This window comes from Humiphilus diazotrophicus, assembly GCF_059726315.1.
This window is the reverse complement of record NZ_AP040870.1, coordinates 4,769,578-4,783,843: the sequence shown is the minus strand read 5'-3', so window position 1 is coordinate 4,783,843 and position 14,266 is coordinate 4,769,578. Positions and strand designations below refer to the sequence as shown.

The 14,266-nt window shown below is 51.2% G+C and carries 13 protein-coding genes; 2 read left to right on the top strand and 11 right to left on the bottom strand.

The genetic code is table 11. The features are described 5' to 3' along the window. Positions 1 to 18 precede the first annotated feature (18 nt). Entirely contained in the window at positions 19 to 609 is a 591-nt protein-coding gene (locus AC6I7T_RS20145) for a sigma-70 family RNA polymerase sigma factor (protein WP_497789335.1), read from the top strand. 56 nt (positions 610 to 665) lie between these two features. Here AC6I7T_RS20145 and AC6I7T_RS20140 read toward each other — a convergent pair whose 3' ends face one another. From AC6I7T_RS20140 to AC6I7T_RS20105, 8 genes are all read right to left on the bottom strand, one after another. Beyond that, positions 666 to 2,084, bottom strand: a complete 1,419-nt coding sequence (locus AC6I7T_RS20140) for a sensor histidine kinase (protein WP_497794630.1) — start codon at positions 2,082 to 2,084, stop codon at positions 666 to 668. Further along, positions 2,074 to 3,480: a sigma-54-dependent transcriptional regulator gene (locus AC6I7T_RS20135; protein ID WP_497789333.1), complete on the bottom strand. Its 1,407-nt coding sequence runs from the start codon at positions 3,478 to 3,480 to the stop codon at positions 2,074 to 2,076. The genes AC6I7T_RS20140 and AC6I7T_RS20135 overlap by 11 nt, the downstream gene beginning before the upstream one ends. A 5-nt stretch (positions 3,481 to 3,485) precedes the next feature. After that, positions 3,486 to 5,414, bottom strand: a complete 1,929-nt coding sequence (locus tag AC6I7T_RS20130; protein WP_497789332.1) for a TolC family protein — start codon at positions 5,412 to 5,414, stop codon at positions 3,486 to 3,488. Continuing rightward, entirely contained in the window at positions 5,414 to 6,121 is a 708-nt protein-coding gene (locus AC6I7T_RS20125; RefSeq protein WP_497789330.1) for an ABC transporter ATP-binding protein, read from the bottom strand. The genes AC6I7T_RS20130 and AC6I7T_RS20125 overlap by 1 nt, the downstream gene beginning before the upstream one ends. Positions 6,122 to 6,187: 66 nt before the next feature. Beyond that, entirely contained in the window at positions 6,188 to 6,472 is a 285-nt protein-coding gene (locus AC6I7T_RS20120) for a hypothetical protein (RefSeq protein WP_497789328.1), read from the bottom strand. 9 nt (positions 6,473 to 6,481) lie between these two features. Then, positions 6,482 to 6,718, bottom strand: coding sequence for an ABC transporter permease (locus AC6I7T_RS20115; protein ID WP_497789327.1), 237 nt, complete (start codon positions 6,716 to 6,718; stop codon positions 6,482 to 6,484). A gap of 123 nt (positions 6,719 to 6,841) precedes the next feature. After that, on the bottom strand, positions 6,842 to 7,570 hold the full coding sequence (locus AC6I7T_RS20110) for an ABC transporter ATP-binding protein (RefSeq protein WP_497789326.1): 729 nt from the start codon (positions 7,568 to 7,570) through the stop codon (positions 6,842 to 6,844). Between the two features lie 15 nt (positions 7,571 to 7,585). After that, positions 7,586 to 8,848 (bottom strand): efflux RND transporter periplasmic adaptor subunit, encoded by a 1,263-nt coding sequence (locus AC6I7T_RS20105; RefSeq protein ID WP_497794629.1) that lies wholly within the window; start codon positions 8,846 to 8,848, stop codon positions 7,586 to 7,588. Positions 8,849 to 9,070: 222 nt separating this feature from the next. Here AC6I7T_RS20105 and AC6I7T_RS20100 point away from each other — a divergent pair, with 222 nt between their 5' ends. Then, positions 9,071 to 9,574: a hypothetical protein gene (locus AC6I7T_RS20100; protein WP_497789324.1), complete on the top strand. Its 504-nt coding sequence runs from the start codon at positions 9,071 to 9,073 to the stop codon at positions 9,572 to 9,574. Positions 9,575 to 9,712: 138 nt separating this feature from the next. Here the strand turns inward: AC6I7T_RS20100 and AC6I7T_RS20095 are convergent, their stop codons facing one another. The 3 genes from AC6I7T_RS20095 to AC6I7T_RS20085 form a co-directional block, all read right to left on the bottom strand. Further along, positions 9,713 to 10,732 (bottom strand): polysaccharide biosynthesis/export family protein, encoded by a 1,020-nt coding sequence (locus AC6I7T_RS20095; protein WP_497789323.1) that lies wholly within the window; start codon positions 10,730 to 10,732, stop codon positions 9,713 to 9,715. Then, entirely contained in the window at positions 10,716 to 13,064 is a 2,349-nt protein-coding gene (locus tag AC6I7T_RS20090) for a GumC family protein (RefSeq protein ID WP_497789322.1), read from the bottom strand. Before AC6I7T_RS20090 ends, AC6I7T_RS20095 begins: the two co-directional genes overlap by 17 nt. Before the next feature lie 218 nt (positions 13,065 to 13,282). Continuing rightward, positions 13,283 to 14,263 (bottom strand): GHMP family kinase ATP-binding protein, encoded by a 981-nt coding sequence (locus AC6I7T_RS20085; RefSeq protein ID WP_497789320.1) that lies wholly within the window; start codon positions 14,261 to 14,263, stop codon positions 13,283 to 13,285. Between the last annotated feature and the right edge of the window lie 3 nt (positions 14,264 to 14,266).

Below are 14,266 nucleotides of genomic sequence, written 5' to 3'. Positions count from 1 at the left end.
ATTGAGTATCATTCTGGCGTGTCACAAAATCTCTCTCCCGACGACGGCATGGAAATTACAGTTACGCAGCATTTACAGCGATGGAATGCCGGTGATCCAGGTGGCATGGACGAGGTGGTAACAGAACTCTTCCCCATAATGCATCGAATGGCCTCCTGTCTTCTGACTTCAGAACGTAATGGGCATACGTTACAACCCACAGCCTTGATCAATGAACTCTATCTGAGATTGCGAACAAGCGCTCCTCCACAGTGGACAAGCCGGTCACATTTTCTCGCTGTCGTTTCCACTACAATGCGGAGATTATTGATCGATCATGCCCGTTCACGCCTGGCACAGCGAAGAGGAGGGAAAGATACTCATATTCCTATTGACTCAATAGAAATAGGTACAAGCTACTGCTATGACGATCTAGTTATCCTGGACGAATTATTAACTGAGTTAAAAAAGGCAGACGTCCGCGCAGCACGAGTTACCGAGTTACGATTCTTCGCAGGTTTAACAGAACAGGAGATTGCGCAGGAACTGAAGATATCGGAAATTACTGTGAAACGGGACTGGCGTTTTGCCCGGGCTTGGCTGGCCTCTCACCTTGCCAGCAGAAAATGAAAACAACAAGACACCTAATTAAGAGCGGTACCCTATCGTGGTTTCCGCGTCCTATTTCACCCATCAACAATTGATGTGCTCGCTGCCGGAATGAGGGGTAAACGCAGTTCGGCCTCGCAACCTGGAACCCCAACCTTATTCCGGAGCATTACGGTTCCCTTGTGTCCTTCGGCTATCTGGCGTGCAAGAGTCAGACCGATTCCGCTTCCTCCCGGTTTGGTCGTATAGAACGGTACAAAGAGATTACTCTCATTTGTCAGTCCAGGACCATTGTCACGAATCAGGATACAAAGATCGCCGCCATCGATTCCCCATGTAATCTCCACGGCAGGATCTTCTTTCTTGCCACATTTAGCTGCATCGGAGCTCATCGCCGCTTCGGTGGCATTGCGGACCAGGTTAATCAAAACTTGTTCGATCTGATCGCTATCTGCCTGAACAGTAATTTCCGGTCCAGCCTTTACGCCAACGGGCAGACGAGTCTCCATATGAGAGACCTTCTCGATAAGGGGCCTGACTTTGACATCTTTTAGTGTTGGCGATGGGAGCCGGGACAGCTGCCGATAAGCCTGCAGGAAGCGATTCAACGACTCAGACCGGTCTTCTATTACCGAGAGTCCGCGTTCGAAATCTTTCGCACTCTCTCCTTCAACCCCGGTCAGACGCATACGCAGACTCCCGGCTATAGACTTAATCGGAGTCAGAGAGTTATTGATCTCATGGCCAAGAACTCGGATCAAACGCTGCCAGGACTGACGCTGCTCTTCACGCAGAGCCATGCTCACGTCTGAGAGCACCAGTAGCGTATGAGGAATCCCTTGCAGGCGAAACGAAGTCTTCCGGACTATCCACCTTGTAGGGAAACGCCCGACCGTCAGAGACAGCATCTCCTGATCGGCAACCTCCAGAAGATGCTCCAATTTCAGTTCTTCGGCAGTTTGCCCCAGAGATTTATCCAGGTCCAGTTCGAGAGCCCGTGCACCGGCTGTATTCAAGAGCTGCAATCGTCCACCCGGATCGAAAGCGAGGACCGGCGATTGCATCTCCCTGATGACTTGTTCCAGGAGAGCTGTCGCTTCCAAGGCTCTGCCACGCTGGGATTGCAGGGTATTCGCCAGAGCATTAATCTCCAGCGCCAGATCGCCTAAAGCATCGTTCCGCAACGCCCCTCGCGCGCGAAAGGAATAATCGTCTTCCCGCAAGGCGGAGATCACATTCGATAGTGTTTGGAGTGGACGTACGATTTCCTCCATTACAAGCGAAAGCGCAATTGCCCAGCCAAGGAGGATTCCCAGAGAGAGGAAGATCAGGGTACTGACAGAGAGATTTGCTTGCCGGAAATGCAGAAAGGCGAAAATAAACGTGGGAAGTCCGAGAAGCCAAAGCCATAAACGCAGACGGCGTTCAAAGCTTAGGCGCCCTCGCGAGTTACCCAGAGGAACCCGGCGAAAGCGCCGTCTTTCACTAGAGACCATATTTTTCAATACGGCGGTACAGAGCTCCCCGGCTTAACCCTAAAGCCTCCGCAGCATGACTCACATTTCCCTTGGCGCGGGCCAATGCCTTGCGAATAAGCACGCTCTCTACGGCCTCCAGACTCATATCATCCAGGTTTGACGTCGTGCTCTTCTGCACCGTCGTCAGCCCCAGATCGGTTGCTTCAATCTTAGTACCACGAGCCATCAGAACGGCGCGTTCCATCGTATGGTCGAGTTCGCGCACGTTTCCTGGCCAACGGTACTTCAGCATAGCCTGTAGAGCCGCAGATTCGAAACCTTGAAGAGGCCGCCGGTAGCGGGTCGCGTACCGGGAAAGGAAATGGGCAGCCAGTACCGGAATATCCTCCTGGCGGTCCCTTAAAGGCGGAAGAGAGATTTCAACCGTATTCAGACGAAAGAGAAGATCTTCACGAAAGTCCCCGGCGGCGCAAGCAGCGTGCAGATCGGCATTCGTGGCCGAGAGTACTCGGGCATCCACCCGAACCGTCTTGGAAGAACCAACCCTCTCCGACTCACCCGTCTCCAGAACACGTAACAGCTTGGCCTGCTGGCGCAAGGGGACATTGGCAATTTCATCGAGAAAAAGGGTCCCTTTATTTGCCAGCTCAAAACGGCCTATGCGGTCAGCACGGGCATCGGTAAATGCACCTTTGACATGTCCAAAAAGCTCGCTTTCGAAGGTGCCTTCCGGCAGGGCCCCGGTATTCACCGCGACCAGAGGATGAGACGAACGCAACGAGACCGCATGGAGGCTCTGGGCTACCACCTCTTTCCCAGTCCCATGCTCACCGGTAATCAGGACATTGGCATCGGAAGGTCCGATCCTGGCAATCGTCTCCAGTACATGCTGCATGGAGGGAGCAGTTGCAATGAATTCCGGAACACCCTCAGCCCGCAAAACCCGATTTTCAGCCTCGAGCCACTGAGCTCGTTTTAGTGCTCGATAGAGTTCAACCTGCGTGCGCAGAATCGACAATAGACGGGCATTTTCCCATGGCTTTTGAATGAAGTCCCGAGCCCCACGGCGCATCGCTTCGACAGCAAGCTCGATGCTTCCCCATGCAGTCATAACGATCACAGGCAGCTGCGAATCGATGGATTGGAGTCTCGTCAACAGATCGAGTCCCTCATTGCCCGAGGTCGTATCGCGCGTATAGTTCAGATCGATCAACAGCCCATCGAAATTCTCGCGAGAGACAGCCTCCAGAACAGCACCAGGGCTAGTACAGGCCTCGAGCAGAAAACCGGCAGGCTTCAACAACAGCTCCAACGCCTCGAGGATGTGGGTCTGATCGTCTGCTATCAGTATCCTAGGAGCTGAGTCGCCCTGCTGGGATGCTGCATCTTTTCTGGCTACATCTTCCATCAACATAAATACTACGGCCTTTGTGCCTGAACTACACCTGTTTTGGCTGCTTCGATCGAGATGCTGTTTGCTTCTAAAGTTGACCCAACGGAGCGCTCTACCTCTACACGAGCCTTCTGATAAGCAGTCATAGCCGCGACTAGCGTCGATTCAGCCGTGGAGAGATCGCGTTGAGCAGTTAAGGTCTGGAAATTCGATCCAGCGCCCAAATTCAGCTCCTGCTTCATAATCTCGAAGGTCTTCTGCGCCAGATCTCTTGCTTTCTTCGCCGCTTCCACACGAGCGCGGCTCTGTTGTAAAGCAAACTGGGCATTGCGAACTTCGATACGGATTTGCTTCTTCAACTGTTGCAGACGAAGTTCCGCCTGACGATATTCCAGCTCGGAACGGTATTGATCTGATTTCGCTACTCGATTACGGATTGGGACTTCTAGTGACAATCCAACTTGGTAGTTCGGAGCACTATTATTGAATGCATTGGTAACAGCTCCGGAAAAATCTACTGGCGCAGTTGAGCTTCCCCTCTTCGGATTATTCACACCAGCTAAGCCTTGACCGGCATAAAATCCAGTCAGAGTTAGCGAGGGGAGCAATGCATTCTCTGTTGCTTTCTTGCTGATCGCGCGATTGACGAGATCGATTCCGGATTCTCTCAGCTCAATACGATCATTTAAAGCTTGACCAATCAGATCGTCTGTTTCTTCCTTCGTGTTATCCGCTTGAAGATCGCTGGCTGTTGTCGGAATTACCGGCATTGCTTCTAAAATCGGATCGTCGAGATTTTTTGTCAATGCATTCTTGATCAACAATTCCTGAAAACGAAGTGTTGTCCTGGCAATGGTCAAGTCCTGCTCGCGATTCGCTACTTCAGCCTCGTCCTTTAATACATCCATCTCTGGAATGGCCTGAAGAGCCAATTGCTTCCGTCCATCGCCCAAAGTCTTCTGCGCAAAATCCAGAGAGCGCTTTTTTACTTGCTCGTCATCATAAGCATTCACCAGATCCCAATACATATTTTCGATCTGAGTAACTGTGGAGACAACCTGCAGCTTAAAGGCCTCGTCGGAGATCTTCTGGTTATTCTTGGCAATCCGCAAAAAACGCAGATTAGGGCCAAACCCAAATCCTGCTAACAACTGTTGCTGAACAGAAAATTTATAATTGGCCGTTAAAGAAGGATTCAGGAAGGTATAGATACTATTGTCAGTGTCCCTAGTACTTTGGAAAGAAAAGGTCATCCCTGTTCCAGTCGGAAATGCCTGGCCAATACTAAAGTACTGTGAGATATTATTGTCCCGGTGAACCGGTACGCCATAAATCTGAATGTTTGAAAGCGGATCTGCAGAGTGAGTAATACTCACCGAAGCATTTATCGAAGGATCATACGAGGAAACACTGGTTCCGCTTCCTAATGTAGAGGACACTAATCCCGAAGCACCTGCACCGGCACCTCCAGCTCCTCCCGTCGTACCACCAGCACCACCTCCCGAACCCGCTCCCGCAGAAGTGGTACCTCCAGGTGTATTCGACACAATACCGGTGTTGACACCTCGGAAAGATGCACCTGCCCTTGTACGCATAACATCGGCTTGAGCGATGGGAAGGTTATAACGAGCAATCACCAGGTCGAGGTTATTCTCCAAACTAAGAGATATCGCATCTTGTAGTGACAGGTATAACTTTCCATCACGAATCATCGAATCGATACGCGAAGAATTTGTCAAATTTGGAGGAGGAACCGTTGCCGGCTGATAAGTGCGAATCCAATTATGAGAGTGCGGAATATCCAGCCGAACAGAAGGTTGAATAACTGCTTGGGAAGTAGGAGCAGAGATCTGCGACGCATTCTGAGCACAAACAAGCTCCGGTCCCGGCAGAAGCAGAGCTGTTAATACTCCGGACGTAACTGTACGAACAGCATATGACGTACAAAACTTCATTAGGCCGACACCTCGGGGCTTTGAGCTATTTGCGGATTTGCAGAGTCGCTATACAACCAGCCGTCCCGCAGTTCAATCGTGCGCGACCCATACGCCGCATTGGCCTCTGAGTGAGTTACCTGGACGATAGTCGTGCCTTGTTCATTCAGTTCGCGAAAGAGCTCCATAATCTCCTTCGCTTGCGCAGAATGCAGATTTCCCGTTGGTTCGTCCGCTAAGAGAAGCGACGGACGGTGGACTACAGCACGTGCAATTCCAACCAGCTGCTGTTGTCCGCCTGATAGCTGACTGGGAAAGAGGTCCTTCTTCGCAACGATATTGAAGCGATCCAGGGTATCGGCCACCAGAGATTGCCGTTCTTTACGAGGCATATCTTTATACGAAAGCGGCAGATCGATGTTCTCTGCAACAGTGAGATCGTCCAGCAGGTGGTAGCTTTGAAAAACCATACCTGTCCTGCGCCGCGCCAAATCGGCACGCTGTTTGCGATTCAGGAGATGAACAGGTTGACCTTCGAAATAGTACTCCCCGCGCCATTGATCATCGAGAAAAGCAAGAACATTTAACAAAGAGGATTTCCCTGCCCCGGATGGCCCCATGATGGTAAGGAATTCACCTTCGCGGATGGAAAGGTTAATTCGACGCAGCACCCAGGTTTCGACATGTCCGTTTTTGTAACTTCTCTCAACGCTTTTTAAATCAATCATGATCTCGATAGCTCCACACGCAAACACGTGTCCGTTCGGAAAATTCGGTAAAGATTAACAGAAGCACTATGCTTTTGGTTGACCGACACCTGGCAACTTTATAGAAGGTAGTATGTCAATCCTCTCAGTCAGCACCTGGAAGTAAAACCTGTACATCTCGGTAGCGCCTTTAAGCAGCTTATGGCTTTTGTGACAAGCAGAGTAGCATTTAACTTGCCTGCCAAGCCTGGCAATTGATCCCGCATCAATCACCAGGGATAAAACAACAATCAAGGCCACGCTTGCAGAAGACTTGGCAGACCTATACAACAGGCCTATGCCGACACGAATATCCTGCATCAGGGCGTACATATACTTCTCTCATTCCGTTCGTAGAGCTTCCATGGGCTCAACTGAAGCAGCCTTTTTCGCTGGTAGAAGACTCGCAATAAGTCCAATGCCGACTAGCGAAGCGGTTAGGATGAGTAATATCGGTAGATCGTGACGAAGATGGATAGCTACGACCGAAGCAATCACCTTCTGCAGGCCCATTGCGACACCCCAGCCTACTACCACACCCCCGAGCATCAAAAGCGATACATTCCGAAGAATCCTCAAAAGAACATGTAAACTGCCGTTGCCACACCTATAGATAGGGCAAGCGTCAGAATTGCTGTCAGGGAAAAGCCTGGGGCCTTACGCAATGGCGAAAGGCGTAACCCAGATCTTGCACGAGAACTTTCATTCCCCGCCAACCTCTGCTAGAAGCTGTTTCAACTCACCCTCGGCGACAACCTTACCGTCAAAGAGATGTATTTGGCGCTCGGCATGTGCAGCAAACCGGGGATCGTGTGTCACCATGCAGATCGTCGCTCCATCACGATGCAGTTCCTGCAACAAGCTCATAACAGCCTCACCGTTCTTGGAGTCCAAGTTTCCGGTAGGCTCGTCAGCCAGGAGAATAGAGGGGGAGCCAGCAAGAGCACGCGCTACGGCTACACGCTGCTGTTGACCACCGGAAAGCTGTGCAGGATAGTGACGCATACGATGCGCCATGTTGACGCGCTCAAGAGATTCCTGAACTCTCCGCTTCCGCTCGCTCGAAGGCATTCCGGAACGATAGGTGAGAGGCAGCTCGACATTCTCGTATACCGTGAGATCGCCGATCAGATTAAAACTCTGGAAGATGAAACCAATCTCCTGGTTGCGAATGCGAGACCGTTCGGCAAAATTCAGGTTTGCCACCTCTTTGCCGTTCAATAGATACCGTCCGCCCGTCGGCGTGTCCAGCAACCCGATAATCGAAAGCAAAGTGGATTTGCCGCATCCCGAAGGCCCGGCCATGGCGACATATTCGCCACGAGAGATTGTCAGGTGCACACCCGCGAGGGCATGCGTTTCAACTTCGTCTGTATAGAAGACCTTAGTTAGATCTTCAATCTGAATCAGCGTTTGCGCGTCAATCGACATCGGTTTTCCACCCTCCTATTCAAGACGGATACGATCCGTGTTATCCCACCGAGACATATCGGACAAGATGACCGTGTCTCCCTCATTCAGACCTTCCAGGACCTGAATGGCATTCACAGAGGCGCGACCTACCTTCACCGGAACACGTACTGCCGTCTTTCCATCAGCGCCCAGCCTAAATAAAGTAATCGTGCTGTTTTCATTGCCGAATGCGGGTCTGCCCACATAAAGCACATTTCCAAGCCGCTCCAGATCGATGGTTCCGTCTACGCTCAAATCAGGACGCGCTGAACCTTGCGGAATCTCACCCACAAGCTCAACATCAACCGTAACGGTACCATTCTGCACTGCAGGATCGATACGCATTACCTTGCCGGCAATTACACCATTGTGCGTGTCGATCTGAGCCGGTTGTCCGAGCTGAATATCGCGGGCCTGAGTCTCCGGAATCTTTAGGCTGGCTTTCAATTGATCGGGTTGGATAACCTTGGCCAGAGTGGTACCCGGAGCTACATGCTCACCCACCTGGTGCGGAAGATCGACAAGCACCCCATCGATTCCTGCGCGCACGCTGAGCGCATCCAACTGCCGCTGTTTGAGACCCAACAAAGCCTTGGCTTGTTCAACCTTTGTCTGCTGCACATCGAGCTGGGTCTTGATCGCCTGCTCATTGACCGTCAGACGCTGCCCTTCCAGATTGTGGCGGGTGGTCAGCTCATCCGCCTTGCCCTTAGAGCTGCTGTAGGCAAGACCGCTGATTACTCCGAGGTCAAAAAGAGCCTTATCTGTCTGCGCCTGAAGTTGTGCCTGCTTAAAATCGGCACTCACGGTCGCGGCAGAGGCCTTCTGATTCATCAGATCACTCTGCAACTTGGCGTGGATATTCTGATAGTCCACCTGCGCCGCCTTCAGCTGAAGCTGAGCATCAAGCAACTCCTGCTGCAACTTGGGATCAGCCAGCTCCATCAGAATCGTATCCGGCTGAACCTTAGCCCCAGGTAGAACCCGGATACGCACAACTGTAACCTCCGTTTCCGCCGGGATGAGTCGGATACGGTCTTCACGGGGTACCAGAGTTCCAAGACCCCGCACCTGGCGGAGAAGTGGTCCTCTTTTCACCGTGTCAGTCCATACCGTGCTTCTATCCACAGAGGGAGCCGCCGGTTTTAGCCTCGCTACTGCAATTGCAGCAAAGACAACCAAAACCACAACGACGCCGGAGATGGTGACCATCCGGCGAATTCGCTTCTTCTTCAAATCTGGGCGTGCGATATCCATTCCGACGAGATAATAAGCATCCCACCTTCCAATGTCGCCCATAGGACTAAATCATTGATTCTATGAAACATGTGAACCTGCGACGAACTGAGGACGGGGGAAGAATTGTTCGAAAGCAGAAGAAGATGTCCACTAATGGACACTCCGGATTCAGGCCGTTGTTTCCGGAATCGGAGCCCAACGATTGAATGGAGAAGATAGGGGCTTGGTAAAATTTCCCCAATGGCCTCCCCCCGCACACTACCGCTCTTTGATGAACGCTTGAGTCTGGGAACGTGGAGTGAGCGGATGCAGCCGGGAGAATATGCGGTTCACTTCTCCCATTTCGAAGAGATCACGGAAGCCGGACCATACTGCCTGGTCTTTGACAATTTGCAGGAAGCAACGGCTTACTCACAAATTGCTGTCGTAGAAAGACCCACTCTACGGTGCTCAGTCTATGACCATCGTGGACGAATTGGTCCTCCCATCACGGATATCCGGGGCACTTTGTATAAGGGAGAGCACGATTTTTCACCCCGCGTCCGCAGATGGCTAGGTGCCATCCTGCTTTTCGGCGGATTGATCTTAATCCTTGTCGATTGGATCTCCGATTTCGAACTCATGTGGCCAGGAATGATCGGCGTCCGAATATGGCTTCCCGGATTGATCCTGCTCTTTACCGATCCGATCATGGCACTGAATGCAAAGTGGAAGAAACGGCGCACCGATCGTAAAGCGGCTTGATGCCTTATCCATGTCTGGAGAGATTCTTCGAGTTCAGTCCTCGCAGAATCTCGCCAGATATGGAATCTGAGCGCACAAATGAAATGAGGCATGCACAAAAGCATGCCTCATTTCCGATTAACAGATCCGACGCCTTTATTAAGGGTGCGTATAGATGATGGCAGAGGTTGCCGAAGCAGCTATACCAGAGGCTCCTTGCGCAATAGTCTTAACCCAGCTGGCGGGAACCCAGATGATGTCGTTTGGCTGAAGCTGCATATCGGGAACTTTGCCCTTTTGCATTGCGGTGAGATGAAGCTTTTGTTCGGTTAACTTGTCATTTTCCTTTCTAACCAAACGTGCATTATTCTCTTTCGCCGTTCTGCTGGTGCCGGAAGCCATCGCAAGAGCTTGCAGAACCGTCAACTGGGAATCATTGGTCATAACATAGCCACCTGGCCGCTGTACATCCCCCAGGACATAGACAATGCCAGCCTTTGGGGCAACCACAATATCCCCTGGATAGACCATGACGGAAGATTGCTCAAGCGCAGTTTCTGCTTTGTTAGGCACAAAGACGTTGATCTTTTCACCGGTCTTACGCTGAATGACCAGATGACGGTCGGCAACATCCGTCAAACCGCCTCCCATCGAAACAACATCCAGCAGACTTCGCGGAGTGGTCACATTTACAGGTCCGGGACGCTGGAATTGCCCGAGAAGAGATATGCTCTGTGCTGCATACTCTTCGATGAAGACAGAGACCTGCGGATTGTTCAGGAACGAACCAGCTTGGAACTTATCCCGAATAAGACCGGCTGCCTGCGAAGGGCTCATTCCGGAGACCTTGATCTTCCCAATCAAATTCAAGGAGATATCGCCGGCGTCGCTCACTCGAACTTTTTGTTCCATCTCGGGTTCATCGAAAACCGAAACATGGACCAGATCGCCGGGACCGATTAACAAACTCTCCTTTACTGCCACAGGGTCCTCAGAAGGGACCTTAGGATTTGTGTTGCTATTAACAGTGTTTACCGCCGTTGTTCCGGAAGTTGCAGAAAAATTCGAACTTCCATTGTTTTGGGCATGGGCACTGCTTCCTGGCATACAGAACAATCCCAGCAGAACTGTTACCAGGGAGACGCCAAGCCTTGCTTTCTGCTTATTGAGTCGCGCCATATGTACCCGTCCTCTTTGAGGAATATTCGTAGCTCTGATATCCGTAATATCCGTAGTCCTCAGCAGAATCCTTTGAAACCGCATTAAGAACAACACCCAGAATCGCGTCGGAAGGCATTTGACGACTGAGTGAACGGAAGCTTCTCTGCACAGCCTGTTTCTCGGTAACGGCATGACGCACAACAAGAAGCGTTGCGTCAGCAATCTGCGATAGCACGACCGCATCCGTTACAGGAAGCACTGGCGGGCTATCGATAAAGATGAAGTCATACTCATTACGCCACTTCGCAATGAGCTCCCGCATTCTTTTCGAGCCCAATAGCTCCGAGGGGAATGGAGGTAGCGCTCCGCCGAACATCACAGACAAGTTGGGAATCTGTTCCAACTTACGAGGATGAATCCCGTTACCTTCACCCGACAGAGCTGCGCTCAATCCCTGCTTCTCATTGACACCCAAACGACGTTGCAAGGTCGAGGTGCGTAAATCTGCATCGATGAGTAATACCCTGCCTCCCTGCTGAGCAAAGACGCCCGCAAGGTTCAAACTCAAAGTGCTCTTCCCTTCTCCGGGCAGCGAGCTGGTCACGAGAATCACTTGAGGCGCGGTGCCTCCACGGGAAAGAAGAAGCGAGGTTCTGAGCGTACGCAGCGACTCAACAAACACCGAATCCGGCTGGCTGGCTGCCTGGATCACCAAGCCACCGCTTACAGCAGCAGGATCTTTCAAGGTCAGTCCGCTACGCCTTTTACGGTATCCGACACCGAGCCCCTTCTTCATGCCTCCGCCACGATCGAAATGCGGCAGAATGCCAAGCATAGGAAGACCAAGGAACTGTTCTATCTCGGCCAGAGAGTGGAAGGTGTTATCCGACAGGTCGATAGCAATCGCTGCTATCACTCCAAAGAACAAGCCTCCCGCAATTGCCGCAGCATAATAGAGAGGAATGTTCGGCTTCTTGGGAGAATTGGGAGGAGGTAATACAGCCGTCCGTACGACACTGATGTTGCTCGACTTCAGACCCTCGAGAACGCCTGCCTGCTTCAGCTTTCCGAGCAGATTCTCATAAAGGTTCCGGCTCTCATCGGCCTCTTGCTTGGCAAGAGAATAAGCAATCGCCTTGTCGTTAAGCTCATTCGCTACCTGTTTCTGGCCTTCGAAGACATTACGATTCTGCGACTCGGTTCGGGCCGCAATTTCGTAGTCGCTCCGTGCACGTCCGGCGATTCGGTTAACCTCTGACTGAATTGCGTTCTCGATATTCTGTAGCTGTGATTTCTCAGACATCAACTTCGGGAAGTTCTCGCCATACTTCACCTTGTCCTGTGCAATTTGAGACTTCACCTGCGCCTCTTCATTCCGCAGGTTCTGCAACAAATTGAAAGAAGAGTTCGGCGAATTGCCCATTGCCGTAGAGTTACCGCCCAAGTTAGAGATCAATTCGGGATCTCCATTTTTGGCAGCTTCATAAATGGCTTGCTTCAGAATTCTGTTGGTCGTCGCCGAAGTCAGATTGTCATTAAGGGCCTGCAGCCGCGACAAAACGATGTTGTGCTGATCATCCTGTCCGAACATTCCCGTTTCACGTTGGAGAGTTACAGCTTTAGTCTGAGCATCTTCCGCGTCTTTCTTCAACTGAGAAAGCTGGCTGGTCAGCCATGCGGAACCTTGCTGAGTAGCAGCAAATCTGGAATCGAAGGTGTACCGGGTAAATGAGGAAATCACATGATTGACCACATCTGCCGCCATCGAAGGACTAGGAGCAAGATAGGCAACATCGATCAAACGAGTTCCAGAAACCGGGGTAATTTTCAATCTGGAAGCAAAAACCTTGAGCGACGTCGCACGCCGGTTCGGCGCGTTGTCAATCGGTACGGTCAAGGGTTCAACAGGCTTCCGCCAGAAGAATAACCATGAAGGGACTAACGAGAATCCACCCTCACCACTTGTCTTTGCATAGAAGTCGGTGTTCTCAAGGTTCATCTCCTTGATTACCTGCAAAGCTATAGTGTCGGATTGAAGAATCTGTGCCTGAGTCTGCAGCGTAAGGTTATAGTCGAGAGAATCAACACCTGCACCTCCATCCGACATAACACCATTGCCTAATCCAAAGTCGCCGGAATTCTCCTTCTGAACCTGAATCTCGCCGGTAGCCTGGTAAAGTCGCTTTGCCGTAATACTACGGATCGTCGCGAGAGCTAAAAACACCAATAGGCAACCATAAATAATCTTCTGCCTTCTCTTCAGCAGTCTTCCCCAGTCACCTAAAGTAAACATGTCGGATACAACTTCGCGACCACCTGAAGGGCCAATCGATGGGACCAAAGTGTTCACAGTGTTAAACCTCTCTCACGTATTCCGTATTTATAGAGAATTCAAAAGGGCACATAGACTAGCCCTGATTTGCTACTTCATTCGTCTCTCGGCTTGCTGAGTGAAACTGCAACTCCTATCACTCGACAAAGGAGGAAGAAAAGATTCATCAACAAGGGAACCTTGAGCAATTCCTTTCTTCCATCCCGTCCATCACGCGCAGGAAACATCTCGCCGATCTAGCGAGCCATTACAACCGAACCATTGAAGTCAAAGGTGAAGTCCATCTCCGTTATGCCGGCACTTACCATTTCGTTGCGTAAACGACCTCGGTCAGTCGTGTGGAAGAGTAGAAAACCTGCGCCTCCCGCTCCGACCAACTTTCCGCCAGTAGCCCCGCCCTTTGTCATGGCTAAGTCGTATAACTCGTCGACTCTGTTGCTGGACATGCCAGTGGAACGGCCACGTTTTCTCAACCAGTGCTCATGCATCAATTTGCCGAAGGAAGGAATGTCTCCGGACTCCAGGACGCACTTGATCTCCTGACCGAGTTGTTTTACAAAATGCAGCCCGTCCAACATCTTCTGATCCCGCTGCTCGGACTTCTTCTTCTGGTCTTCCAGGATGGACGAAGCGCTACGGGTATATCCCACAAAAAACAGCATCAGAGAATCGCGTAATTCATGGACGCACGACTCAGTCATACGTAATGGAGAAACAGTCACCGTATCGTCTTCGTGATACTCCTGACAGAGCAGGCCACCGTAAGCGGCGATGTACTGATCTTGTTTCCCTACCGGTTCTTGCAAGCGGTTCATTTCGATTTCAACCGCCTCCTGAGCGAGAACCTCGGCTCCGACAGGTTGCCGCTTCAGAGCATGAAGCGCATGGAGCAAACCAACCAGGAAGGTTCCGGAAGAGCCCAAGCCGGTACCTGCAGGGACATCGGCGATACTCACAATCTCGATCGGGCCTTGCACATCATGCATGGTGAGCGCTTCCCGGATCAGGGGATGACGAATGGCCTCACGGGTCTCTGCATGTTCGGTTTCGGAATACTTAAGGAAATACCCCGGAAAGAAACTTCTATTGATACTGATATAAACATGCTTATTGATGGCAGCGGAAATAACAAAACCACCGAACTCTCGATAGTACGAGGGGAGATCGGTGCCTCCTCCTCCAATGGAAATGCGTAACGGTGTCCTGGTAATGATCATGAG

What these genes read in the sequence shown, in the direction of transcription:
- AC6I7T_RS20140 (WP_497794630.1), bottom strand. Translation starts at nt 2,084, where the DNA reads ATGGTCTCTAGTGAAAGACGGCGCTTTCGCCGGGTTCCTCTGGGTAAC.
- AC6I7T_RS20135 (WP_497789333.1), bottom strand. Translation starts at nt 3,480, where the DNA reads ATGTTGATGGAAGATGTAGCCAGAAAAGATGCAGCATCCCAGCAGGGC.
- AC6I7T_RS20130 (WP_497789332.1), bottom strand. Translation starts at nt 5,414, where the DNA reads ATGAAGTTTTGTACGTCATATGCTGTTCGTACAGTTACGTCCGGAGTA.
- AC6I7T_RS20125 (WP_497789330.1), bottom strand. Translation starts at nt 6,121, where the DNA reads ATGATTGATTTAAAAAGCGTTGAGAGAAGTTACAAAAACGGACATGTC.
- AC6I7T_RS20120 (WP_497789328.1), bottom strand. Translation starts at nt 6,472, where the DNA reads ATGTACGCCCTGATGCAGGATATTCGTGTCGGCATAGGCCTGTTGTAT.
- AC6I7T_RS20110 (WP_497789326.1), bottom strand. Translation starts at nt 7,570, where the DNA reads ATGTCGATTGACGCGCAAACGCTGATTCAGATTGAAGATCTAACTAAG.
- AC6I7T_RS20105 (WP_497794629.1), bottom strand. Translation starts at nt 8,848, where the DNA reads ATGGATATCGCACGCCCAGATTTGAAGAAGAAGCGAATTCGCCGGATG.
- AC6I7T_RS20100 (WP_497789324.1), top strand. Translation starts at nt 9,071, where the DNA reads ATGGCCTCCCCCCGCACACTACCGCTCTTTGATGAACGCTTGAGTCTG.
- AC6I7T_RS20095 (WP_497789323.1), bottom strand. Translation starts at nt 10,732, where the DNA reads ATGGCGCGACTCAATAAGCAGAAAGCAAGGCTTGGCGTCTCCCTGGTA.
- AC6I7T_RS20085 (WP_497789320.1), bottom strand. Translation starts at nt 14,263, where the DNA reads ATGATCATTACCAGGACACCGTTACGCATTTCCATTGGAGGAGGAGGC.